This is a genomic window from Pseudalkalibacillus sp. NRS-1564, assembly GCF_050467905.1.
GTDB lineage: Bacteria > Bacillota > Bacilli > Bacillales > Guptibacillaceae > Guptibacillus > Guptibacillus hwajinpoensis_B.
In genome coordinates, this window is record NZ_JBITPM010000018.1 from 192,938 (window position 1) to 217,708 (window position 24,771).

The 24,771-nt window shown below is 39.4% G+C and carries 23 protein-coding genes and 1 pseudogene; 5 read left to right on the forward strand and 19 right to left on the reverse strand.

The genetic code is table 11. From position 1 onward, the window contains the following. Nucleotides 1–116: 116 nt before the first annotated feature. The 7 genes from ACIFPW_RS09855 to ACIFPW_RS09885 form a co-directional block, all read right to left on the reverse strand. Nucleotides 117–1,958 (reverse strand): PAS domain S-box protein, encoded by a 1,842-nt coding sequence (locus tag ACIFPW_RS09855; RefSeq protein WP_430243854.1) that lies wholly within the window; start codon nucleotides 1,956–1,958, stop codon nucleotides 117–119. Nucleotides 1,959–2,110: 152 nt separating this feature from the next. Next, entirely contained in the window at nucleotides 2,111–2,917 is an 807-nt protein-coding gene (locus ACIFPW_RS09860) for an aminoglycoside N(3)-acetyltransferase (protein WP_430243856.1), read from the reverse strand. Further along, the gene (gene abc-f, locus ACIFPW_RS09865; RefSeq protein ID WP_430243906.1) at nucleotides 2,914–4,773 is read right to left on the reverse strand and encodes a ribosomal protection-like ABC-F family protein; all 1,860 of its coding nucleotides are present in this window, start codon (nucleotides 4,771–4,773) and stop codon (nucleotides 2,914–2,916) included. Before abc-f ends, ACIFPW_RS09860 begins: the two co-directional genes overlap by 4 nt. Before the next feature lie 197 nt (nucleotides 4,774–4,970). Beyond that, a complete protein-coding gene (locus ACIFPW_RS09870; RefSeq protein WP_430243857.1) occupies nucleotides 4,971–5,099 on the reverse strand; it encodes an RAxF-45 family protein in 129 nt (42 codons plus the stop codon). Between the two features lie 56 nt (nucleotides 5,100–5,155). Then, nucleotides 5,156–5,473: a DMT family transporter gene (locus ACIFPW_RS09875; RefSeq protein ID WP_194220338.1), complete on the reverse strand. Its 318-nt coding sequence runs from the start codon at nucleotides 5,471–5,473 to the stop codon at nucleotides 5,156–5,158. 12 nt (nucleotides 5,474–5,485) lie between these two features. Beyond that, nucleotides 5,486–5,809 (reverse strand): DMT family transporter, encoded by a 324-nt coding sequence (locus ACIFPW_RS09880; protein WP_194220337.1) that lies wholly within the window; start codon nucleotides 5,807–5,809, stop codon nucleotides 5,486–5,488. 1 nt (nucleotide 5,810) lies between these two features. Next, the gene (locus tag ACIFPW_RS09885) at nucleotides 5,811–6,395 is read right to left on the reverse strand and encodes a TetR/AcrR family transcriptional regulator (RefSeq protein ID WP_430243859.1); all 585 of its coding nucleotides are present in this window, start codon (nucleotides 6,393–6,395) and stop codon (nucleotides 5,811–5,813) included. A gap of 699 nt (nucleotides 6,396–7,094) precedes the next feature. Between ACIFPW_RS09885 and ACIFPW_RS09890 the strand changes: the two genes are divergently transcribed. Further along, complete coding sequence (locus tag ACIFPW_RS09890; RefSeq protein ID WP_430243861.1) at nucleotides 7,095–8,252, forward strand: zinc-ribbon domain-containing protein; 1,158 nt, start codon at nucleotides 7,095–7,097, stop codon at nucleotides 8,250–8,252. A gap of 22 nt (nucleotides 8,253–8,274) precedes the next feature. Beyond that, the gene (locus ACIFPW_RS09895; protein WP_430243863.1) at nucleotides 8,275–9,438 is read left to right on the forward strand and encodes a S1C family serine protease; all 1,164 of its coding nucleotides are present in this window, start codon (nucleotides 8,275–8,277) and stop codon (nucleotides 9,436–9,438) included. A gap of 54 nt (nucleotides 9,439–9,492) precedes the next feature. On the opposite strand, the gene ACIFPW_RS09900 is transcribed toward ACIFPW_RS09895, so the two are convergent. After that, nucleotides 9,493–10,329, reverse strand: a complete 837-nt coding sequence (locus ACIFPW_RS09900) for an SPL family radical SAM protein (RefSeq protein ID WP_430243865.1) — start codon at nucleotides 10,327–10,329, stop codon at nucleotides 9,493–9,495. Nucleotides 10,330–10,440: 111 nt separating this feature from the next. On the opposite strand from ACIFPW_RS09900, the gene ACIFPW_RS09905 reads away from it, so the two are divergent. Then, entirely contained in the window at nucleotides 10,441–10,842 is a 402-nt protein-coding gene (locus ACIFPW_RS09905; protein WP_430243867.1) for a hypothetical protein, read from the forward strand. A 140-nt stretch (nucleotides 10,843–10,982) separates the two neighbouring features. On the opposite strand, the gene ACIFPW_RS09910 is transcribed toward ACIFPW_RS09905, so the two are convergent. Continuing rightward, a complete protein-coding gene (locus ACIFPW_RS09910) occupies nucleotides 10,983–11,861 on the reverse strand; it encodes a LysR family transcriptional regulator (protein ID WP_430243868.1) in 879 nt (292 codons plus the stop codon). Nucleotides 11,862–11,976: 115 nt separating this feature from the next. Here ACIFPW_RS09910 and ACIFPW_RS09915 point away from each other — a divergent pair. Continuing rightward, nucleotides 11,977–13,061 (forward strand): annotated as a pseudogene (locus ACIFPW_RS09915) (citrate synthase). Nucleotides 13,062–13,269: 208 nt separating this feature from the next. Here the strand turns inward: ACIFPW_RS09915 and queC are convergent. From queC to queD, 3 genes are read right to left on the reverse strand one after another with little or no spacing between them, the layout of a single operon-like run. Beyond that, the gene (queC, locus tag ACIFPW_RS09920) at nucleotides 13,270–13,944 is read right to left on the reverse strand and encodes a 7-cyano-7-deazaguanine synthase QueC (protein WP_194220329.1); all 675 of its coding nucleotides are present in this window, start codon (nucleotides 13,942–13,944) and stop codon (nucleotides 13,270–13,272) included. Between the two features lies 1 nt (nucleotide 13,945). Then, nucleotides 13,946–14,674, reverse strand: a complete 729-nt coding sequence (locus ACIFPW_RS09925) for a 7-carboxy-7-deazaguanine synthase QueE (protein WP_430243870.1) — start codon at nucleotides 14,672–14,674, stop codon at nucleotides 13,946–13,948. Beyond that, nucleotides 14,667–15,143, reverse strand: a complete 477-nt coding sequence (gene queD, locus ACIFPW_RS09930; RefSeq protein WP_430243872.1) for a 6-carboxytetrahydropterin synthase QueD — start codon at nucleotides 15,141–15,143, stop codon at nucleotides 14,667–14,669. The genes ACIFPW_RS09925 and queD overlap by 8 nt, the downstream gene beginning before the upstream one ends. A 263-nt stretch (nucleotides 15,144–15,406) precedes the next feature. Here queD and ACIFPW_RS09935 point away from each other — a divergent pair, with 263 nt between their 5' ends. After that, nucleotides 15,407–15,649, forward strand: a complete 243-nt coding sequence (locus ACIFPW_RS09935) for a hypothetical protein (protein WP_430243874.1) — start codon at nucleotides 15,407–15,409, stop codon at nucleotides 15,647–15,649. Nucleotides 15,650–15,686: 37 nt separating this feature from the next. Here ACIFPW_RS09935 and ACIFPW_RS09940 read toward each other — a convergent pair whose 3' ends face one another. The 7 genes from ACIFPW_RS09940 to ACIFPW_RS09970 form a co-directional block, all read right to left on the reverse strand. Continuing rightward, nucleotides 15,687–16,868, reverse strand: coding sequence for an aminotransferase (locus tag ACIFPW_RS09940; RefSeq protein ID WP_430243875.1), 1,182 nt, complete (start codon nucleotides 16,866–16,868; stop codon nucleotides 15,687–15,689). Beyond that, on the reverse strand, nucleotides 16,865–17,359 hold the full coding sequence (locus ACIFPW_RS09945) for an Lrp/AsnC family transcriptional regulator (protein WP_430243877.1): 495 nt from the start codon (nucleotides 17,357–17,359) through the stop codon (nucleotides 16,865–16,867). Before ACIFPW_RS09945 ends, ACIFPW_RS09940 begins: the two co-directional genes overlap by 4 nt. Before the next feature lie 88 nt (nucleotides 17,360–17,447). Continuing rightward, a complete protein-coding gene (hutH, locus tag ACIFPW_RS09950) occupies nucleotides 17,448–18,956 on the reverse strand; it encodes a histidine ammonia-lyase (RefSeq protein WP_430243879.1) in 1,509 nt (502 codons plus the stop codon). Between the two features lie 117 nt (nucleotides 18,957–19,073). Next, a complete protein-coding gene (locus ACIFPW_RS09955) occupies nucleotides 19,074–20,135 on the reverse strand; it encodes a Ger(x)C family spore germination protein (RefSeq protein WP_430243881.1) in 1,062 nt (353 codons plus the stop codon). After that, nucleotides 20,132–21,223 (reverse strand): GerAB/ArcD/ProY family transporter, encoded by a 1,092-nt coding sequence (locus ACIFPW_RS09960; RefSeq protein WP_430243882.1) that lies wholly within the window; start codon nucleotides 21,221–21,223, stop codon nucleotides 20,132–20,134. Before ACIFPW_RS09960 ends, ACIFPW_RS09955 begins: the two co-directional genes overlap by 4 nt. Nucleotides 21,224–21,235: 12 nt before the next feature. Further along, nucleotides 21,236–22,726, reverse strand: coding sequence for a spore germination protein (locus ACIFPW_RS09965; RefSeq protein WP_242057329.1), 1,491 nt, complete (start codon nucleotides 22,724–22,726; stop codon nucleotides 21,236–21,238). A gap of 107 nt (nucleotides 22,727–22,833) precedes the next feature. Further along, complete coding sequence (locus ACIFPW_RS09970; protein WP_430243884.1) at nucleotides 22,834–24,252, reverse strand: cryptochrome/photolyase family protein; 1,419 nt, start codon at nucleotides 24,250–24,252, stop codon at nucleotides 22,834–22,836. Nucleotides 24,253–24,771: the final 519 nt, after the last annotated feature.

Below are 24,771 nucleotides of genomic sequence, written 5' to 3' on the forward strand. Positions count from 1 at the left end.
TGAGATAGTTTTATTCTATCCCAGTTCGTTTAAACAAGTAAAATATAGTCAGACAGAGTCAAAATAAGCCCCTCTATCCTTTGAAAGAATAGAGGGGCTTTGCACGAATGAATGGATCACTCTTTCGGTAGTTGAATTAATACCTTTGTACCCTGTCCTGGCTTACTCTCAATTTTAAGTCGTCCTCTATGCTCGGTTATGATTTTATTACTAACGGTCATCCCAAGCCCAATTCCTTTTTCTTTATTGGTATAGAAAGGGACCCCGATCCGCTCGAGACGTTCTTCGTCAATTCCCATGCCATTATCATGAATCTCAATGATGACCCCATTCTGATTTTCTTCAAGAATCACATCAATTTGTCCATCTTGCTCAATGGCTTCAACCGAATTTTTAAGAATATTGATAAATACCTGTTTCATTTGGTTTCTCTGACATCGAATAACAATTGACTTGAGCTGACTACTTATATTAATTCTTATGTTTTTTGATGAAGCTTGTGGCGTAAGGACTGTAATCGCGTTTTTTATTAGCTTCAGCAAACTTACTTCAGCTACCTCAGAAGCCTCAGGCTTACCAAGAGAAATAAAGCCATTCACAACTTCTTCGATATTGGTAAGCTCATCTTCAATGATTTGGTGATACGTACGATCACTTTCCTCCTGCCTTGCTAGAAGCTTTACAAACCCCTTTATGGAAGTAAGAGGATTCCGAATTTCATGGGCAAATCCTGCTGCTACATCTCCTATCAATGCAAGCTTCTCAATATTTTCGCGATATTGTTGAAGTTGAATCTTTTCAGTGATATCTCTTGAAATAAACACGAAATGATTGACGTTTCCCTCTTCATCAATAACGGCCATTCCTTTTGCTTCAAGTATAATATCATGTCCAGAAGCATGCAGTTTACGATAAATAGTCGTAATAGGCTGTTTGGTTTCAGTTAATTTCTGAATGGCTCTCTGACACTTTTCAAAATCATCAGGATGGATAAATGTCAAAATATCTTTTCCTACAACTTCATTCTGTTCATATCCTAATACTTCCTTATAAGAAGGTGATGCATAAACAGATGTTCCTTCATTATTCATCATACAAATTAAATCATTGCTATGTTCTAGAATCATACGATGCTTTTTTTCATTCCAATGAAGCAGCATTTCGGCCTCATGCCTCTCCGTAACATCTCTTGAAACGACAACATAAGATCGCTCATTTTCATTAGAAATACATGTCCCCTGTGATTCAATGTAACGATATATTCCATCCTTACGCTGCATGCGGTATTGAATGATAAGGGGCTGTCGATATTTGACTAATTTAAAAAATTCTTTTCTTACACGTTCCTTGTCTTCTTCATGCACATATCGAATTGAACTACGTCCAATTTCATCTTCAATTCCTTCTCTTGCGTATGCTCTATATGAAGGTGAAACGTATAGTAGATTTCCTTTCGGATCAAGTAAGCTTATAATTTCATTCATATTCTCTGTAATGAGTTGATAGTTTTCAAGAGTATTTTGTACATTGGCACGATCATAATCAACCTTTTTAATAATCGCTGTCGTTTGCCCAAGAAAATTCTCCACAGGAATCCCAGTAACTTCAACAGAGATATAGGACCCGTCCTTTTTCAACCATCTTTGAACGAGAACTCCAGGGTTAACACCATTAATAGAAGCTTCGATCCGCTTTGAAACAACCTCTCTATTTTCTGGATGAACCGTCTCCCAAATTGACTTACCTTCGAGTTCACTAAAGTGATCAAACCCGAGAAGATGAACGGCCGCATCATTTAAATAAAGCCACTTTTCTTCTTTTTGAACCACTAGTGCTGTAGTAGAACTTTCGTAGTACTTAACTAATCCTGCTAATTTATCATCCCTCTGTTCCTTAGTTGCATTCTCAGGAGGAGGGCCCAAACGTCTATAGATAGCTGTATTCTCGTTATGATTCATAGCTTCTCCTTCTAAAATATGATATTCGTGCAGCGGGTCTTTTGAGGGATATGAATACTTACATATCTTCTTTAAAAATAGCCGTTTTCCTGCAACTATTCTTTAATTCAAAAAAAGAAGATAACAAATGACGTTATCTTCTCCTCCTTTGTTCAATTAGAACGTTCTTCGTACCACCTACGTCCAAAATCAACGAGATCTCGTTGATTAAAAAGTTTGCATATGGCAGCACCTATCTTCATTCTTCTAAAGTGTTCTTTCTTTTCAAATTGAAACCCAATTTGATCAAAGCAATCTGAATCATAATCAATCTCTGTATATGTTTTCCATACTCGCTCACCATTTTCGATTAATGATGCAGACTTTTCTGAGCGTTCCTTCTTGGTTGAAGCGTGTTCAGAAAGGTGAAATGAAGTGTTACTATCATGACCTACTCCAAGCAAAAGAATTTTTCCATCAAGCTTATATATCTTTCCAAGAGGTGATTCCTCTCCAAAGCCACTCTTGATTGAATGGTCATTTGTAATGAAATATTTATGTTTGCCCCAGGCAGCAAACGAGTACATCGGATGATAACTGCGCACGACACCTGGGAATGTTCTAAACAACTCCGCTACCACTCCCATGCCACGCGTAGGAGTGGTAGCACAGCAAAATGCTGGCATATTCTCTCGAATAATAGGCCACCACTCTTCTGGAACTGGCGGATTCATCCAGTCTGCTGGCTCTGAATTACTCGCTGACTGCGCTAGCATGACAATCGTTCCTTCTTCTCCAACAGCTCTTATCAATGCTAATATAAGAGCTTCTGCACCCCCGCATACCCATCCTAAAGAGCTTAAAGATGTATGAACGATTAATGTCATTCCGTCCTTTACCCCAAGCTCTCTCAAATCTTTTTCAAGACTATCGATTGTAAGGGGGAAATATACCTTATTCATTACATTTCTCTCTGTCATGATTCTTCCTCCAGTAAGATGTCATAGTATGATTCTCGTTTGATGCTCAGCTTCTCTTTTTCATCAAATAAGGCTTGAAGCTCTGTAAGTTCCTTCATTTCATTAAGCTTCTGATCGATTTGATCAATCAGGGACTCAATTTCCTCAAGCTCACATTCTATTGAATTCGATTTCGTTTTATTTTCCACCTTCTGAATGGGAGGTGACGGGACTATACTCTTCCTTGACCTCCAACTATCAATCATTTCCTCGTGCTTTATCTTAGCTTCTGAATAACTATACAAATGCTGGTAAAGGTGTCGATTTTCAATCCAATATGTCACTGGAAAACACTTATTCAGAAAATAACGATCATGCGAGACACAAACGATCGTCCCAGGGAAGCGCTCAATCGCATCCTCTAATACCTCTCTGGAGTCAATATCAAGATGATTTGTTGGCTCATCAAGAACTAATAAATTTAGATCCTTACTCATCAATTCAGCAAGACGTAAACGCATCTTCTCGCCACCACTCAAGGAAGAAATCTTAGCAAAAACGTCATATCCGTAAAATAAAAATCGAGCTAATTCATGTCTAGCGTCTCCTTCTGATACTTTGGCTGATTCACGGTAGACATCAATGACACGTTCTTCTACACGATCTTCTAGGACATGTTGAGAAAGGTAACCGATTTTCACACTTCCGCCTACCTTTACTTGTCCAATTGAAGGATCTACATTTCCGAGCAGAACATTTAGAAGTGTTGTCTTTCCACTTCCGTTTCTCCCAACAATAGCGACCCGCTCACCGTACCTTACGTGCAAATCAACTTCAGTAAATAATACGTTTTGTTTATAACCCGCTGTAACATTTTCGAAAGTGAGAACATCTTCTCCACTGCGCTGCTTCACGTCAAAGTCCAGGCTAATTTTCTTCCGATCTAAAACCGGACGTCTCAATTTGTCCATACGCTCTAGAGCACGTTCCATATTTCTTGCACGCTTATGAAGGGCGGCATTCGGAGGATTAGCTTGATTAGCCCATTCTCTTAAACGTTTGATCGCTTCTCTCATTTTTTTGATCTTCTTTTGCTGTTCCTGATAGGCAGCAAACTCTGTGAGCAACAACTCTTCTTTTTTCTTTACAAACTCACTATAAGATCCGTGATAGACGGTTAACTCACCATCTTCAAGATCCATTATTTTCGTAACCACTTCATCAAGAAAATACCGATCGTGTGAGATCATTAAGACCGTTCCACTATATTGCTTTAAAAAGCTTTCAAGCCACTCAACCGCTTCCACATCAAGGTGATTTGTTGGTTCATCAAGTAAGAGGAAATCTGGTTCTTTTAATAACAGTAACCCCAGACTTATTTTTGTCTTTTCTCCTCCACTCAAACGATCGAATGATGCATTCAACAAATGCTGAATACCAAGTCCATTCGCGACACTTTGAATAGATGAATCTATTTCATATCCTCCCCTACGAGTAAAACTCTCAAGTAATTGCCCATATTCTTTAAGTTCACGTTCGGTTTCTTGCCCATTCGCCATTTGAGATTCAAGTACATTCATTCGTTCTTGCATTTCTACAAGATCACTAAAAGCTTTTCTTAAGACATCTTCTACCAGTACCCCTGGATAATTTGGAATTTGGGCTAAGTATCCGATCTCTGCCCCTTTTTTATAATAAATCATTCCATCATCTACCTGCTCAACACCTGCTAACAATTGAAAAAGAGTCGTCTTTCCACAACCATTCCTTCCAACAATACCTACACGTTCCTTCGCATTTATCTCAAAAGATATATCTTCAAAAATAAGAGTTCCACCAAGCATCTTACTAATTGATTGTGCTGTAACGATCATTATAATCAGTCCTTTCATTCAGATAAGCATACAAAAAACCACAGATAAGGATACACCTCACCTGTGGTTGAATCTGGCATCATTTCACTTTAAGTCTACTAAAACCTTAAGATACTTAAAGCAAATAAAAAAGAGCGACAAATTTGCCGCTCTCTTTCCAGTAATTTTATACATTCCGCCTGAAGCAGGGTAAGAGAGCCTTACGCTTTGTTTCTTATGAAGTTGCTGTTTTTGGACACACCTGTCCCCTCGGCAGCTACTTCATGAAAAATCGCACGGCAAATTGATACATAATCCATAAATTCCGTACGTACAAAAGCGTTAGACATCCCTTCCTCACCTCCTTAAATTAATACTTTCATTCTATCTGAATGCTCTGACAAAATCAACCTTCTGCTACGCGAAGACCAATGACAGAAATGACAACACAAGATATTAACACTAATTGCATTCTATTTTTGGGTTCTTTAAACCAATACATACCGATCAATACACTGCCCGCTGATCCTATGCCAGTCCATATCGCATAGGCTGTGCCTACCGGTAGAGCTTTTAATGATAAAGACAACATAAAAAAGCTCATGCTTCCGAAAAGAATTGTAAAAATAGAAGGCTTTAATTTTGTAAATCCTTCTGATAACTTCAAGCTAATAACACCGCCAACTTCACCTAGACCAGCGATTAACAATGCAATCCATGCCATTTTGCTTCCCTCCTAAGCTTCCTTTGCATTTAACTTCAAACCGATAATAGAAGAAATAAGCAATAAGATAAAAAATAGTTTTATGAAACTAATCGATTCATTTAAGAACATCATTCCAATCACAGCTGTCCCTGCTGCGCCTAATCCTGTAAATATGGCGTATGCTGTACCTACAGGTAAATATTTTAATGCTCTAGCGAAAAAGTAAAAGCTTGTTGCAATACCAACGATCGTTAACAAGCTTATAAGTGGTTTCGTAAAGCCATCTGAATATTTTAATCCAATAGCCCATAATACTTCCATCAGACCACCGATCACAAGATAGATCCATGCCATCTTATTTCTCCTCCCTACTATGAACGCCTTTAATAAATAGAGTCCAAGAATTTTCTAACCGTTTATTATGTTCCTCAGGTGAATAGTAGAAAATTTGTTCAAACATACCGTCAAGTAAACATAAATAAGCATCAAAAACTCGTTCCCATTCCTCATTTGGGAGCATCTGCTCGAGAATAGACTTAATCACTCTCTTCATCACATTCTCCGTTTTTTCAAACATTTGAGCGATTTCCTTCCGTAACGACTCTGGTGGAAATAGCATCATTCTTTTGAAAATAAGTCCCATTTCATCATTCCGTAAATACTCTGTATTTTCACGAAGAAGGTCATATAATTGTTTCTCAGGTGATTGATTGCTTAATCGTTCAGCCGTCTTTACAAAAAACGCATTGTAATCAACTGATACTTTATGAATCACACCTAAAAATAAATCTTCTTTACTTTTATAATGCGCATATAAGGAGGGTTTTTTTACGCCTACTCCTTTAGCAATATCCGAAAGGGAAGTCCCTTCAAATCCATTACGTGCAAATAGAATGAGGGCCACCTCTTTAATTCGATCCTGAGTCGATTCTTTTTTCATATAACATTACCTACCGATCGTTAGTTGTTAACAAATAAAAAACGCAGGCATTTGCCTACCACTCGTTAGTTATTATATCAACAATTCCTATCTTATGCAACGATCACAAAAAAAGCAGCCACTAGGTAAATATCGTAGTGGCTACATCTAAGGGAATAAGGGTTTTCAACTAATTAGACGAGCAACTACCTCATGAGGTTTCAAAAAAAGAAGATTTATTTCATTTCATGCTTATTCTAGGATTATCTACAAACAAGAGAGTGATTTGTCATTGATCGATTATAGTGAAAATGAATGCTACACATTTATCGGGGCAAAAAAAAAGGACCGGCAAATGCCGGTCTTCCTGGTAACGGAATATTTGAAAGGGGGTCTTAGGATCATCTTATCAAAGGGGTATAGGTGTGAACAGGTCCTTCAATACCGGTACAATCGAACGAAGTAACTTCTTTTTCATGATTTGATGTCCTTTGAACTAGTACAATCTATTCACTTTTAATCATAACAAGAAGAAATATGTCTTTTGAATCAATCCCTCCCCCTCTTTATAGGCTATTTTATAAGTAAGCTCTTACTCGATTTGAGCGAAAATTGCTTTATATTTCAATTCCCCAACAACCTACTGAAAAATATTTCCCTTACAAGGGAAATGTGTCAAAATATAACTAGCAATTGAGATTGAAAGCAGGTGGAATAAGGATGTACTGTCCACATTGTGGAAAAAAAAGAGGCGATGATGAGCAATTTTGCTTCTCTTGTGGAAAAGAACTAGTCACTCAAAATAAATCTAAGCATAGCCTATCCATTCTGTGGCGTTGGTTACCAGTGATGGTGTTTTTTCTTCTTTCTAGCACACTTGCCGGATATTATTTTTATGAAGAATCAACGTCAAAGGCAGCGATTCGCTCTTTTGAAAAGGGAGAGGAATTAGCTAAAAACGGCAAGCTCGAAGCAGCACAAAAAGAATTTAACGAGGCTCAACAAAACCGACCTCGTTTCCCCGCTGCCAAAAAAAACGAAAATATTGTAACGATCGCATTAAACGTTGAAGAGACTTTAAAACAGGCGGAAACCGCAAGAAAAAAAGATAACTACAGTAAAGCCTTAGATTTGATTAAAGAAGCTGAGCAAACCTCAGCATCCTATAAAGGTGATCTTTTCTCTACTTTACAAGAAGACATCGGAACGGTTCGGACAACTGTGATGGTTGCCGAATTAAAGTATGATATGAAAGGGAAAGAATCCATTGATGAATTGAAACCTGTGTTAACAAGGGCTGAAAGTTTACAAGTGGATGAAGCCCAAGACATAGCCGGACAAATTCGAAATCAAATTGTCGACTTTTCAATTAATGAAGCAAATGGTTATTTGGAAGAGAACCACTTTACGGAAGCATTAAACTCAGTAGAACAAGGCTTAGAAATCAATAAAGGTAACGAAAAGCTATCAAACCTCCAAACCGTAATTGAAAAGAGACGAAATTCGTTTGAGGAGGAGCAACAAAAGCGAATTGAACATGCTATGGTTGCTGCAGCAAAAGAAGAAGAAATGAATCGTACAAGCGCGATTGAGCTCAATGAATTAGAAACAAAGGTGACAGATTACAATGAATTAAAAGTAACAGGTACGGTCACAAGCAAAGCCACTGTTCCCGTCAATTCGATCGGGGCTTCTTATAAAGTATTGGACGGAGATGGAAAAGAGTTTGATAAAGGGGAGGTTTATATTAACCCCGACAAACTTTATCCTGACGATACAGGTAAATTTGACTTTATGATCTACGATGTAGGTGAAGACGTGAAGGATCTTGATCAATTCACAGTCGAGATTGATCATTTCACATGGTACTTGGATTAGCAGAAAGGAGTATTCAAGACGGATGTCTAAGAAATTGGCTTTGCTACTATCCCTTGCAAGCTCCCTCTTTATTCTGATTGGGGGCGGCGCAGGTTTTTATTTTTTACATGATTACTATTCGAATACAACCGTTGAAGCAACATCTTCTCTAGGAGAGAAAACAAATGCTCCAGAGAACCAAAAGAATGCTTCAGACTTAAAATCCGTCATTCATGAGACACAAAAAAGCGTTGTGCAAATTGAAGTCGCCTTAAAAGATGGCACTTCTTCTGGATCAGGCTTCCTCTACAATGCGAACGGAGACGTCATTACGAACGCTCATGTTGTCGAAGGCGCTCAAAAGATTATCGTTAAAACCTCTGATGCTAAACAATTCGAAGCTCAAATCATTGGTATGGGTGATACGATAGATGTTGCGGTGATTCGCGTTCCAGGACTAGAGGGAAATGATCCACTACCTGTTGCAGAAAAGCGCATGGCGGAAGTTGGGGACGATATCATTGCTCTTGGTAGCCCACTCGGACTTCAGAACACCGTTACAACAGGGATTGTCAGTGGTCTCGATCGAGAATTCATCTTAGAGCCCTATCGCTATGAGCATATCTATCAAATCTCTGCCCCCATTACAAAAGGGAACAGCGGAGGTCCCCTTATTGATGCAAATACAGGAGAGGCTATCGCCATTAATTCTGCAGGAACAGACTCAGGGGCAATTGGCTTTAGCATTCCACTTCCCAACGTTATTGAGCAAATTAAAAATTGGTCTGAAGACCCAGTGGAAATAACGGTAGATGATAAAAGTAAGGAAGAAGTATCAACACCACAAGGACTCACAGGAGAAGATTTTAAAAATAATGCTACCTATCTTATTGGATATTTCTATGAAAGCTTATCTACTCAAGACTATGTCACTGGCTACTCCTTACTTGGCAGTCGCTGGCAGAGTGAAATGCTGTATGAAGATTTTCGAAGTGGCTATATCCATACCCTTGACGTGGAAGTTTCAAATATGACCGGAAGTTTAAATCAAACGAATGATCAAGTAAAGGTAACAGCTACTATTAAAGCACAAGAACGAACCGAGGATAAGAAGACAACTACTTCTCTTTATAACGTCACTTACCAGGTTGGTTATGAAAATGACCAATTGAAAATTTTAAGTGGTAAGGCTGAAAAATTAAAATAAGTTAGACAACAAATAGGCTAGAGATACATTCTCTAGCCTATTTGTTGTTTTATATTAATACGATCCCTCTTCCGGAGGTGAAAAACCTTCTTGAGAAATATAAATGGCGCTATCAGGAAAAAAGGCCTGTAATCGCTTCTTTATTTTCAAATAGGCTTTACGTTGATACCAATCTTCTAGACCCGCATCTTCAAAGAGCTTGCGAATGCCAAGCTGCTCTGTTCTTTTACCACCGCTCCCATCACCCATGAAAAAGTCATCAAGCGTGAGGCGATCCGTTACTTCAGCTAACTTCTTAGGGAAATGTTCAGAACACGGGAGAAGTGGTGCGACTGCCGCTTGTACAGGAATACCGTTTGCTCGTAACGTTTGTAGCGCCTTTAATCTTGCAGCAATTGGCGGAGCTGATGGCGCAAAAATTTTGCGCACTGAATCAAGGTCTGTTTCTACTGTCATACTGACCAGAACCTTTTTGCCGAATTTTTTTAACAAATCAATATCTCTAGTGACGAGTGGTGAGCGGGTTTGAAGAAATAGAAAATCAGGCATTTCTTCTACCATAGCTTCAAGTAATCTTCTTGTTAAATTAGTCTTAAATTCAATAGGCTGATAAGGATCTGTCGAAGAAGACATAAAAATCGATACTTCTCCTTTTTTCCGAGCTTTCGGAATCTCTTTTTTCACAAGATCCACAGCGTTTTCTTTAATATCTACCCATTCTCCCCAATCCTCTTCCCTAAAAAGGGCAATCGGCATTCTTCTTACATAGCAATACGAACATCCGAAGGCACATCCAGCGTAAGGGTTCAGAGTGTGACTATATCCATTAAGAAATCCACTACCTTTTGTTAAAATAGACCGAGATGTTCGCTTCTGAATTGAAGGTTGCAATGGCGATCCCTCCTTCTTCGATTAGTGTACCACAAACCGAACGTACATTCGATTATTACGAATAATTTTTCCTTAATCGGGCACGGTAAAGGTGAAAGGTGGTATACATTGATGAAACGTTCAGTAAGCTGTCTCCTTTTCTTACTTCTTCTTTTACCAATTCATGCACATGCAGCTGGTCCGATTCAGCTCATTCAAGGAAAGTGTCCAACATCACTAGATCAATCAGCATCAACAAAAGGACTTACAACGAAAGCTACAACGATTCTTTCAGGCTTAATGGCCAATACTCCCGATACAAATTCATGGCAAATCATTAGCATGTCCCCTTTAAAAAAGAAGTCACCCTATTACGCGCCAGCCGTTAAAACCTGCGAAAAAAAAGTCGCAAATCACACTTACCTTATTGATGTACTCGTCACAAAGAAATCTTCTCAACTCCCCGTGCGCATGCACCTCTTTGCTTCTAAAGAAGAAAAGGGGTGGAAAGTTTGGGGACTAACTACTTACTAAATGTGTATACTTTATTTTACTTCGCACATACTACTCATGCGTGTAAGCTAGCCGTTAGGATCTATGACACGCAACCATCCCACACTCTTATTTCACACTCGGAAAATAAGAGGATAGCCCGATCAGGACGCTGATCGGGCTTAATTCATGCTTTTCTCAATAAATTGTTTAAATATTTCTGTTTCCTCCGAAAGATGTTGATAGACCATGTATGTGTGAACCTCAGACAGTTTGATTTCCTCAGTATCGACTTGAAGAATTCTCCCTTCAAATACCTCACGCCGAACAGATGACCATGGTAAAAAAGAGAACCCAAGCCCTTCCTCAATAAATCGCTTTGTAATGTGTACTTGGGATACAACCATCGTTCGAACACCGTCATATTTAGAACGTAGTTCAACTAAAAGATCTTCCCAATAATCAGGATGATTGTGTGTGAGTAACGTTGATCTCAAACAAAACTCACTTAAAGTTAAAGGCAGACTTGTTTCCGCATCTCCCCCATCGTGTGGCACAACTAAAACAATTGGATCGGCTCCAATTTGTTCATTTTTCACATATGCCTGCAAAGATTTCATTCTTGAAAGACCGAAATCTGCATCATTCTTGGTGATCATCTCTCCAATTTCATTAGACTCACTTACTTTTACAACTACCTCAATCGATGGATAAGCTTTCATAAATTGCTGAAGGACATTAGGTAGAACCGTAGCAGCAATTAAAGGAGATACAGCAATCGTCAACTTTCGATGGCACCCCTGCCTCCACCCGTTCATATGACGTAAGCTAGTCTCATACTGTTCAACTAACTCTTTGGCATGCGGAAGAAATTGTCTTCCTGCTTCGGAGAGCACCACTCTTCTACCGCTCTTCATAAATAGCTTACTGCCAATCTGCTTTTCGAGTTGTTGAATGTGAACCGTAACAGTAGGTTGAGCAAGATAGAGTTTTTCAGATGTTTCCCTGAAATTTTCATACGAAGCAGCTGTGACAAATGTTTTCAACCAGTTTAGATTCATTCTTACCCCCCTTATTGATAGCGTTTCTCTATTAATTATTCAGTAATTATTTATTAGTCATAATCATATCGAATCGATACACTAGATACAAGACGAATGAAATGGAGTTGAGTTTATGATTCATGCCGGATTAGAAGGAATCATTGCGGCTGATTCCAATATCAGCCTTGTAGACGGAGAGAACGGTTTGCTTGTCTATCGAGGACACTGGGCAAAAGAAATTGCGAAAGAAAAATCATTCGAAGAAGCTGCCTACTTCCTATGGAATGGTTCATTTCCTACTGAACAACAGCTAACTGCTTTCACCTCCGCACTTGGTGAAGCAAGACACTTATCACCAAACCAGAAGGAAATCATAAATCGTTTACCTAAAAAATGGAGATGATGAGCGTTATTCGAACGGTCTTATCTTCCATGGGAGATCACTCATATCAGTTCCCAGCGACACAGGAACAGGGAATTCACCTACTGAGTATCGTTCCCACTATTATTGCCTATCGCTACCGCACTCAAAATGGATTATCCCAAATCGATCCAGACGTAACGTTGTCTCACGTTGGGAACTATTTATATATGTTGACAGGAGAACGTCCTCAGGAAAATCACATTAAAGCGTTAACTGCCTACTTCATTTTAACGATGGAGCATGGATTAAACGCCTCTACCTTTACTGCTAGGGTGATTTCATCAACTGAAAGTGATCTCGCATCAGCTATTACAGGGGCTATTGGCGCTATGAAAGGACCTCTTCATGGCGGAGCGCCAACTGGGGTTATTGATTTATTAGAAGAAATTAAGCGCGACGGCGATGCTGAGAAAGTATTGCGACGTAAACTTGAAAATCGTGAGAAGCTAATGGGCTTTGGACATCGGGTTTATAAAACGCGTGACCCCCGTGCCGCCGCTTTAAGCGAGATTACTTCAGACTTCTATGACGATGCTGAGTTTAAACTTGCACACGAAGTAGAAGACACGGCCGTACGCCTTCTCCAGGAGTACAAACCTGACCGAAAACTTTATGCGAATGTGGAGTACTATGCAGCAGCCATCTTAAGAGCGATCGAGCTACCAACAGAACTGTTTACCCCAACATTTACAGCAGCCAGAACGGCAGGTTGGATCGCACACGTGTACGAGCAAAATGACAATAACCGAATCATCCGCCCATCTTCTGTTTATAGCGGGGAAATTCCTGAGTAAGCAGGGGTGCGGATTCGGCGGTCGGCGCGGGTGCCTGTCACCCCCGCTATATGTCGAACCACTCCTCCGTTGGAAGTTTATTGGCCAAATTCTGAGTATATTGGCCAAAACTGAAATATATGAGCCAAAATCCCATTTTATTGGCCAATTCTCATTTTTATTGTCCAAAACAAAAAAAGCTGTCGGAGTATCCTCCGGCAGCTTTTTATTACACTTTATAAGGTATCGGATCTACCGCTCCAGCTTCTTCAAAGCCTTTCAGACGCAGACGACAGCTATCACACTCGCCACATGCTTCTTCTTCACCATTGTAGCAAGATGTCGTTAGTTCATAAGGAACGCTTAAACGTAAGCCTTCACTAACCGTATCTGCTTTCGTCAAGTTAATTAACGGCGTATCAATCTTCATTTCACTACCTGTTGCTCCAGCTTTTGTAGCTAGATTAACCGTTTCATTCATACTTTCAATAAACTCTGGTCGGCAATCCGGGTATCCACTATAGTCAACGGCAGATACACCGATGTAGATCGCTTCAGCTCCAATCACTTCTGCGTAAGCAGAGGCAAGAGAAAGAAAGATCATATTACGAGCTGGTACGTAAGTAACTGGAATTTCATCTTCATCCATATCTGTTGGTACATCAATGGAATCATCTGTAAGGGCACTGCCCCCAATTTGATTTAGAAAACTAATGTTCACAATGCGATGATCGGGCGCATTGTAATATTCCGCTACTTTCTTCGCCTGCTCTACTTCTCGGTTATGCTTTTGGCCGTAGTGGAATGTAATCGGATAAAGCTCATAGCCTTTTTCCTTCGCGATTCCCATGCATGTTGTACTATCTAAACCACCGCTCAATACAATCACTGCTTTTTTATTCACGTTACACACCTCTTCTATTAGGATCCCAAATAATCTTATGAAGCTGCATACTTAGCTTCACTTTGCTTAGTCCTGCTTCTAGAATTTTTTCAACAAGTTTGTGTGGAGGCATCGTTTCCCACACTGGACTATACAATACCTGACCTTTATGATGATTTTGTGAGACAACTTCAGTCGCTACTGTGAAATCTTCATCAGAGCCGATCACGAACTTAATTTCATCTTGTGTATCAAGAAGATCAAAGTTCTCATGAAGCATGCGATGCTGTTCACCAGAATCAGGCAGCTTATAGTCCATCACAAAACGAACTTTCTCCTGCCAGGCTTCATCGTCTTTTCGAACCGCTTCATATGGCGTAAGATCAATCGCTCCGTTCGTTTCGATATGAATGTCTTCAATATGCGGAAGATCTACCATCGCTTGAATAAGCGCCATTGATTTCTCACGATGAATTAACGGCTCCCCTCCTGTAAAACAGATGTGACGGCTATTATATTGTTTGATTTGATCGATAATCGAGGCAATTGAACCTGTGTATTCTGCTTTATCCGGTGCATAGCTATAAGGCGTGTCACACCAGCTACAGCGCAAGTTACAGTGAAAGACGCGTACAAATACTGTTGGAAAACCAGCGCGCGTTCCCTCTCCTTCTACTGTCTCAAATACCTCCACCATCGGTAGTTCCCACTTCATATATTCGGATTGTTCCGGTAGCACCCATTTACTCATTTTCTTCCATCCATTCCCGCTTTAGCGTTGCGTAGCTTGTTGGTGTTTCATAGAGAACTAGTTCTTCAATGCGCTGACCAAGATCTTTCATATTGCGCTCAGTCAGAGCTTGATCTAACTGCTCCCACATCCAAACAATCATATTTTCAGCGGTCGTGTTCATGTTCGGAAGCACTTCATTTAAATAATGATGATCCAACTTCGAATCAATCACTTCTTTAAATAGGGTTTTGATCTCACCAAAATCAACTGAAATGCCAATCTCATTTACAAATCCACTGATTGTGATGACGACTTTATACGTATGGCCATGCATGCTTTTGCACTTACCTTCGTAGCAGTGCAAATGATGCGCAGCATCAAATGTAAATTCTTTTGTTACCGCTACTCGTTTATGATGATACTTTAATTCGCTTTTCTGAATATCTTCTCCAAGTACTTCAACTTTCTTTAGAATCATAAAAGACATAAAAAAAAGCCCCCTTCTTTATTCAGTAAGGGAGACGCATGAAAAACCCCATCTCCATTCAGAGAACTGGGCTACACTTTTCACGGTCCCTAGTTTTGTTTTACGAGAGGAGGGAATTACGAACTCTCCAACTTTATAATAATATCATAACACGTCATATTAGAAAAGGAGACGTATGCTAAAGCTCTTCTATTGAAGGAAAATACCGCGTTTAAAGTTTAGAAAATAGTGGTAAAATCAACTTCAGATGAGGAGTTGTTTTGATGATGTCTAATAGTGGTGGCATGGATGGATTTGGCATGCTTTTTGAATTATTTGGTTTTCTATATATGGTCATTATTTTATTTATCGTGGTATTAACGATCGTATTCCTATTTAAAGCGATGAGCTATATGAAAAGAAAGAACGCTGCTGATCAAGAGCAGAATGAATTGCTCAGACAGTTACTTTCCAAACAAACGTCTTCAAGTATTTCAACAAGCAAAGAGGATCCAACTTCCTATTAATACATAACGCCGTCCTCACTGAGGACGGCGTTCCTAATTATCCTTTTGAGTTGTGACGGTTAACAAACCGTTCGATTCGCTTAACAGCTTCCTGCAAAGAATCGATTGACGTTGCGTAAGAACAGCGAACATAGCCTTCTCCACCAGCACCAAAAACATGCCCTGGCACAACAGCGACTTGCTCTTCTTCTAATAACTTTTCAGCAAATTCATCTGATGTCATACCAGTTGCCTGTACGGATGGAAATGCGTAGAATGCACCACCTGGCATATGACAGGAAAGTCCGATGTTGTTAAATGCTTTAACAAGAAAGTTTCTTCGCTGACGATAGCTTTTCTTCATTCTCTCAAGATCGTCTCTTCCACTTTTCAAAGCTTCGAGTGCCCCGTGCTGAGCGATTGTCGGCGCACACATCATTGTATACTGATGAATTTTCAACATCGCCGCAATGATTTCTTCAGGACCAGTCACGTAACCAAGTCTCCAGCCTGTCATAGCAAATGCCTTCGAGAAACCTGAAATAAGAATTGTACGCTCTTTCATGCCATCAGCTCGGGCAATGCTATAATGCGTTTCATCATACGTTAATTCCGCATAGATCTCATCCGAAAGTACGAGTAGGTCATGTTCTTCAATGGTGTCCGTTACGTTCTTCAATTCTGCTTCAGACATTGTGGCACCAGTAGGATTACTCGGGAAACACAGAAGGATCGCTTTTGTTCGCTTCGTAATCACTTTTTCAAGCGACTCACGCGTTATTTTAAACTCGTCCTCTGCCTTTGTTTCCAAAGAGACAGGTGTCCCACCTGCGAGCGTTACAGCTGGTGAATATGCAACAAAACCTGGCTCGACAATAATAACCTCATCACCCGGATCAATCACTGCTCGAAAAGCCAGATCAATCGCCTGACTTGCTCCAACAGTTAATATGATTTGTGATTCAGCTGAATAGCTCAGTGAAAATTGTTCATCTAAGTAAGACGAAATTTCTTCCCTTAACTCTAGCAGACCTGCATTTGCCGTATAAGCTGTATAGCCGCTTTCAAGTGAAGCGTAGCCCGCTTCACATACATTCCACGGTGTAACAAAATCTGGCTCACTAACACCAAGTGAAATAACATTATCCATTTGGGAAGCAAGATCAAAGAATTTTCGGATACCTGAAGGTTTTAATTGAGAAGCTGTTTTAGAAATATACTGCTGTTGAACTTCCTTCATGGTGACACCACAATCCGCTTATCCTTCTGTTCCGGTTCAAAAATCACACCGTCGTGTTTATATTTTTTAAGTAAGAAATGCGTTGTTGTCGATAAAACTGAATCAAGTGTTGAAAGCTTGTTAGAAACAAAGAAAGCAACTTCCTTCATCGTTTTCCCTTCGATCTGAACAGACAAATCAAACGCTCCTGACATTAAGTACACCGCTTTCACTTCCGGAAAACGATAAATACGCTCAGCAATCTCATCAAAGCCAACATCTCTTTTTGGGGTTACCTTCACATCAATCATGGCTGCAACACCGTCTTTGCCAGAAGTTTTATCCCAATTAATGACGGATGAATAGCTTAAAATAATATCCTGTTCTTCAAGTTTCTTAATGATTTTCTCTACTTCTTCAACTGATAATTCAACCATATCAGCTAAAACATCCATTGGTACGCGTGCATTATCCTCTAAAATTTCTAGGATTTCGATTTCTTTTTCATTCACTGTATTGCCCCCTGCTTTCCATCTATTTCATCTACTATATCATTCTTCTACTTTTATTTCATTTTGTTATTTGCACGGAAGGATGTTCCTACACACCTACCACAATTTTCTCGATATCCCCATTTTCCTTTAACCAATCGGTCAATCGTTCGATATCATATGAAAAAATGCGATCGCAGTCTATTTCTCGAACAATGCCTCTTCCTGCCTCATATATTTTTTTCGTTTCTGGTGCAAGCTTCGTGGAATCTCGATAGGTAATTCCTTGCATTGCACAAATCGCTTCAATCGCTAGAATTCTTCTCACATTTGTTGTAATTTGGGCAGCGTGTCGAGAGCCAATCGTTCCCATACTAACATGATCCTCCTGATTGGCTGAGGATGGAATGGAATCAACTGAAGCCGGATGGGCAAGGGTTTTGTTTTCTGAGACAAGTGATGCTGCTGCGTATTGCATAATCATTGCCCCTGATTGTAACCCTGGTTTGGGACTTAAGAATGCAGGAAGATCATTCAATTGCGGGTTCACGAGACGTTCAATACGACGTTCTGCAATACTCCCAAATTCAGCCATCGCAATCGAAAGAAAATCCATTGCAAGGGCAATGGGCTGTCCATGAAAATTTCCTCCAGATAGTACTTTCGCTCCCCCATCAAAAATAAGTGGGTTGTCCGTGGCGGCGTTCATTTCAATTTCAAGTTTTTCTTTTACATAAGCAAGGGCTTGCCAGGAGGCACCATGTACTTGAGGAATACATCTGAGGGAATAAGCATCCTGAACCCTTATCTCTCCTTGCCTCGTTGTTAACTGACTCCCTTTTAATAGCTTTCTTAACCTTCTAGCCACATCCACTTGTTCAGGGTAACCTCTGACCAAATGAATGTCCTCATCGAAGGCGTCTGTAATAGCTCTCAAGGCTTCTAATGTAAGAGATGAGATCCCATCCGCTTCGTAGGCGAGTTTTTCTGCTTCAAGATAAGTGACAGCGCCCATCGCCGTCATCGCCTGTGTTCCATTAATAAGCGCAAGACCTTCCTTAGCGGTTAATTTAATCGGTTCGATTCCTTTCTCTTTCATTGGAACAGTCGCGTTCTCTCGCTTTCCCCGGTAGAATACCTCTCCTTCACCTAATAACGGAAGAACAAGATGAGCTAAAGGGGCCAGGTCACCGCTTGCTCCAAGTGATCCTTGCTGCGGTACAACGGGTAGAATTTCTTCGTTGGCATATAGCAATAGTCTTTCAATCACTTCACGCCTAATCCCTGAAAATCCTTTCAGTAAAGCATTCGCTCGCAGCAAAAGCATAGCTTTTGATACAAGGGGGGGAAAGGGTTCACCGATACCACATGCATGGGAATAAATAAGGTTCAACTGAAGCTGATCAACATCTGAAATTTGAATATGAACATCACTTAACTTGCCAAATCCTGTTGTAATACCGTACACTGTCTCCCCGTTTGCAACAATCGTTTCCACTGCTTTTCTGTTTTGATCAACACGCTTTAGACTCTCTTTCGAACAACTAGCACGCGCACCGTTATATAAAAGTTTTCTAAGATCATTTAATGATAACTGATAACCATCGAGTAAAATCATTTACTACCACTCCTCTACCATATTATCTAAGTAAAGGTACATAAAAAACTCGTTTTAAAACGAGTTTTTTTATTCCTATATTGTGTGTAATTGCTCATGAGCCCTTCACACCTTTCCTCAATCAATGATTCCTGATTCTCCAATATTCACTTTAACATCAATCGTTACAGGAACATCAGGATAACGGTCATACCATTTTTTAAAATCAAAATCTCTAGTCTGACTACGAGCATGATCACCGATTGAGAAAGGATCTATTCCTAATTCTTGAAATTTCTTAACCATCTCATTACCTTGAGCTTGCACGTTACGTTCAAGCGTCTCTGCAATTTCTTCTTTTGTCTCTTTACTCAACTTATCCCCTGTGTACTCTACAACATTTCCATTTAACTTAATTGTTATGTTTACTGAAGGATTGGTATTCCCATTTTTCACCTTATATTTCACTTTTGATTTGATCTTTTGTAGGTTTGCATATTCTCCATCTGGAAGCTCCAACTCATATAAACCAGCGCTGTAACTTTTATTAATTAATGCGAACATAAACATTTCATCCAAGTTCAGTTTCCCAACCATCTTTTCATCTTCAAACAAAGCGAGACCAGTTATTTTCACTTCAGTCTCTTCTTTCTTAAGTATAGGAACAACTGGATCCATCCCATCGCCATAATATTTGTAATCAAACAAGTGAATATTATTTTGGGGCATATTTCCATACTCAATCGATTGTTTAATTAGATTCTGTAGAAATGGGCCGATTCCCTGTAAATATTGAAATTCATTTTTTATGAGTTCGCCTGCACTTCCTTCTACTACACCAACGTAAATGAGACGACCAGCTGCTGGGTCTCTTAGAAAACTATCTAGCACATCTATAATTCCCTCTTCAGCCATATCTTCACTAAATAACAATACCGCCATCTTCCCTATCGAAATGGGCTTAGGTAAACCGCTTAATTGATTGCGAAGTCCTTTACTCGTATATGCCTCCGCTTCAAATGATCTTGTCTCAACTTCTTGATTTGGATCAAACGTTTGGAGAGATATCGTTCCTTTGATTTTTCCTTCTTCTCCCTTGTCATAGCCAACGATAAATAGGATAGGCACTTCATCAATTATTTCCTCTGCTACACAACCTGTCAGAAGCATACAAAGAACTATTAAGCTGAAATATTTCATGTTCGCCTCTTCACTCTCCTCCAAATCATGCTGTATAAGAAAATAAATGGAATATAAAAGTAATAAACGTAGGTTCCTATAATAGAAGTTATCGTATTCAGATAGTCCACCTGATCACGATTCGTAACCATCACACATGCTGTAAAAACAAATGCAATCAAAACCAGAACAAAGTACTTTTGTTTTATATGAAACACCTTTTTTCCAACTCGACTTGCCCCCCACATCGTTAAGCAAATATTAGGAAAAACAACGAAGCACCAGAATGTTATCCCAAGATACTCAAATCGCTCTACAAATGGCAACTCGACAACCTTCCATGCAATTAGTGTAGACCAAATAGACTGCTGAAGTTGCCCCTCGCTATAAAATGCAAGAGAAATTACCATAACCATCGTGTAAATCAATGTCGTTAATAAAACGCCCATGTGTGCCCATATACGAGAGCTCTTCGGATTTTTTAAGAATGGATAAGCAAGTAATAAGATGTCTATGCCAACATAGCTTAGCGTCATCTGCCTTGTTCCAAGAGCAAATTCCTGCAACGAATGATCCAAGATAGGGAATATGTTGCTAAATGTAGAAAATTTCAATGGAGCCGTTGCCGTAAATACTAGCCACACTGGAATAACCACTCCAAAGAAACAGATGCCTGCTACAGTTCGAAAACCTCCAGCAAGCACATAATACGTTAACAACAAATACATTCCGACAGGTATCCAAGTGGCTAATTCAGGAAACATCCAGGCCTGAATGACTTCTATAAACGTACGAAGAATAACAATCGTCCCTAGCAATAAATACATCATTAGTGCAATGTTAAAAAACGCTCCTATCCACTTTCCGAACCACTTATGATGAAGATCAATAATGTCATAAGAACCATCACTAAGAACACGATACATCATCCATATAAACACGTGAAAAATAACACCTGTAATTATAACGACAATCCAGGCATCATTTCCTGCATAGGCCGCGATATAGCGAGGAAAGCCTAGTATTCCAACTCCCACCTGATTACTGTGAATAATAAACATGATCAGGAAGGGAGATATAAGAAGATCATTTCGCTTGCTCTGTTCCATGCAACTCACCCTCTACTGCTCATCGAAATCCAAATGATGCTTTTGGCGTTTTTTCTTATCCTCAAATCGCTTCGTCTGTTTCCCTCGAAAAAATTGAAATCTGTTTTTTTGCATGACATAAGGTAAACGAAAGAAAGAATCGTACCAATCTTTTACCCTCGGAGGATAAAGCGGCGCGAGATATGGGTTTCCAAATGATGTTAACCTGATCATATGCGTTAGAATAAATAGTCCAAACAGCGCTACTCCGATTAAGCCAAGAAATTGTGCGAACACAATTAAAGGATAGCGTAAAAAACGAATCGTATTAGTCATGCGATAAACTGGTGTTGTAAAAGAAGCAAGAGCTGATAAGGCAACCAAAATCAACAGAATATTACTAGTTAAAGAAGCCTCAACAGCAGCCGTTCCAATAACAATACCTCCTACAATACCGAGTGTTTGCCCAACCTTCGTCGGCATCCTTGCCCCCGCCTCTCGTAACAAATCGATTGTCACTTCAAGAAAAAACACTTCAATAACAGGAGAGAAAGGGATGTCACTTCTTGATGAAATTAACGTTGCTAATAACTTAGAAGGAAATAATTCATAATGATACGTTAAAACTGCAACGTACAAAGGAGTAGCGATAATCGACGCTAGAATGGCAATCATGCGGACGACACGAAAAAAGGAAGCAATATTCCATCCAAGATAGTAATCTTCAAAGGAAACTAACAATTGCCCAAAATTAATTGGACCAATTAGAGCATTAGAAGAGCCTTCTGTTAAGATCGCAAATGCACCAAAATTCATATGTCCTGTAATACGATCCGTTCGTTCCGTATCAATCATTTGCGGAAAAACAGACAGAGAATTGTCTTCTAACATCTGACCAATAAAGGAAGAGTCAGAAATAATATCAAAATCGAGATCTTCGAGACGCTGCATAACGGTATTAATATTCTGTTCACTAGCCACACCCTCAATAAAGGCAACGACAACCTTCGTTTTACTTATCGTTCCAACGGTAATCTCTTTCATTCTCAACCTGGGATGCGGGATTCTTCTACGAATTAAATTCATATTTGTATGAAGATCTTCGACTAGACCTTCTTTCGGTCCCATCACACTAAATTCAATTTCAGGAGCAGATAAATCTCTTGATTTGCGAAGACTAATGTTTACAAGGAGAACCTTTTGACCTCGTGAAAGTTGGATGGCAAGATAACCTTCTAACAACCGTTCTTGGATGACTGATAGCTCTGATGAAATCTCAATATTTTCGATTGGAAGAATACCTTTTAAGTCTTCAAGTGATTTTGACTTACATTCTTTAATTACTGGCAATATGTCACGGTGGAGCTGTTCAGAATCAACAAGCGATGCAAAATAGATTAACCGATAAGGCTGATCGCTCGCTTTATTTTCATATGCAACAAAATCGATCGATTGTTTAAGGTCTTTTATCATTTCCTCTAACGTAGATGGCTTTTCAGAAGCGCCTTTCTTAAACCATTTCACATGAATCAGCTCCGCACTTAGCATTCTCTTCCAATTAGCATGCGCATTTCTTGTCCTCTTATCCATCAAAAAAAGATCAGGCGCGTATATAGCACCTGACCTTTTTATCACGTTCTTTCTTTATAAACACTTAGCACCTTTTGGCGCTGTACTTTATGATCCACAGTTGGAAGTGGGTAATCTTCCCCAATGACACAGTTATTTTCCTTTTGCTCTTCTTCAGTCATTTTTGATGGTTGATGGATATACTTCTTAGGCACACCTTTTAACTCTTCAACGTATTTCTTAATATAAACACCATCCGGATCAAATCGTTCTGCCTGAGTCGTCGGATTGAAGATGCGAAAATAAGGGACAGCATCTGTACCAGTCGAAGAAGCCCACTGCCATCCTCCAGTATTGGAAGACTCATCATAATCAATCAGCTTTTCCTCAAAGTAACGCTCACCAAGTCTCCAATCGATAAGGTAATCTTTTGTAAGAAATGAAGCCGTAATCATACGAAGTCGATTATGCATCCATCCTTCCTGATTTAGTTGCCTCATTCCAGCATCAACGATTGGAAAGCCTGTTTTACCCTCTTTCCACTTCTGGAATTTTTCTTCATTGTCATTCCACGGAATGCTTCGATATTTGGACTGAAATTCACGATCTCGAAATTCAGGAAACTCTGAATGAACCATTCCATAAAAATCACGCCAAGAAAGTTCCTGAATAAACGTTTCTGCCCCTTTATGATCATATTCCGCTACCATATGAAAAAGGGTTCGGACAGAGAGATTACCTGTCTTTAAATACGGTGATAACTTACTCGTCCCCACAAATGAAGGAACATCTCGATGATTATCATAATCCTTGATTCTTTCTTTCACAAAACGCTTCGCCCGTTGATTTGCACTCTTTTCACCAATCGCTTGCCAATTTGCTTCACACTTATTTAAAATGATTTCAAATTCGGCTTCAGATTCGGGATCAAGTGTATGATCTAACGAATGAGCATACTTCTTAACCTTCTTAAAATCATTTTGAATGACTGGTGGCTTTCTTAGCGTCCGCCATTGCTTATAATAGGGCGTAAATACCTTATACATCGTATCATCATGTTTCCTAACTTCTTTAGAACCATGAAGGTAGTAATCTTTATAAGAAAATACTTTAATGCCCTTCTCTTTCAGCAAGTTACTCACTTCATGATCGCGCCTCGCTCCGTAACCTGCTTCATCTTCATTAAAGAAAATGGCCGTTACATTTAAACGAGCCGTTACCTTATCAAATACGTCTTTTGGAGTTCCGTAGCTAATTTGAAAGGGAAGTTTCTCATTTTTACAGCGTTCTTGAAATTCAGCCACCGTCCGAAAGAAATAATCATGGTGGAGATCGATTGTATTCGTAAAATGGGGATCAAGCTGGAAAATCCCTACCCAGTTAGCATCATTTTCTTCACAATAGGCGATAGCCTTTTCAAGAGCAGTTTGGTCGTTTAAACGAAAATCCCGTCTAAACCAAACGATAACGATTTCACTCATCACATTCACCTCTACTATCATTTTAGTTCGAAGAAAGGGAGGCATACAGTTTGAATGTGCTATAGATGCCAACTAACGATATTGTAGCTAAATAAGTGGTCTACCTATAAGACAAATGAATAATTTATTCGAATCTCTTAAACGCGATATGTAACACTTTAATCATTAACCAAATTGTTATTACAATGATTAAGATTGAAAAGAAGCTGTTCCAAAAGGGTTCACTCCATTAATAGTAGATTCTAGTTCTTCCCCTCGATTTTAAAGCATTATTTTATACAATTCACCTGATCTTTTAAGAAATCTCTATCAATTTTATAATACCAAGAAGCTTATCATTACCCATTAATTCCGCGATATTTTATATAATTCCGCGAAATCCGGATTTTTCCCGCGCTTTTCCGTAATAATTCCGCGCATTTGAGATTAATTCCGCGAACGTAAAAAAACATATAAAAAAGCGAGAAACCCTCAGGTCTCTCGCTTCTCTTCATTGCCCAGCGACGTCCTACTCTTGCA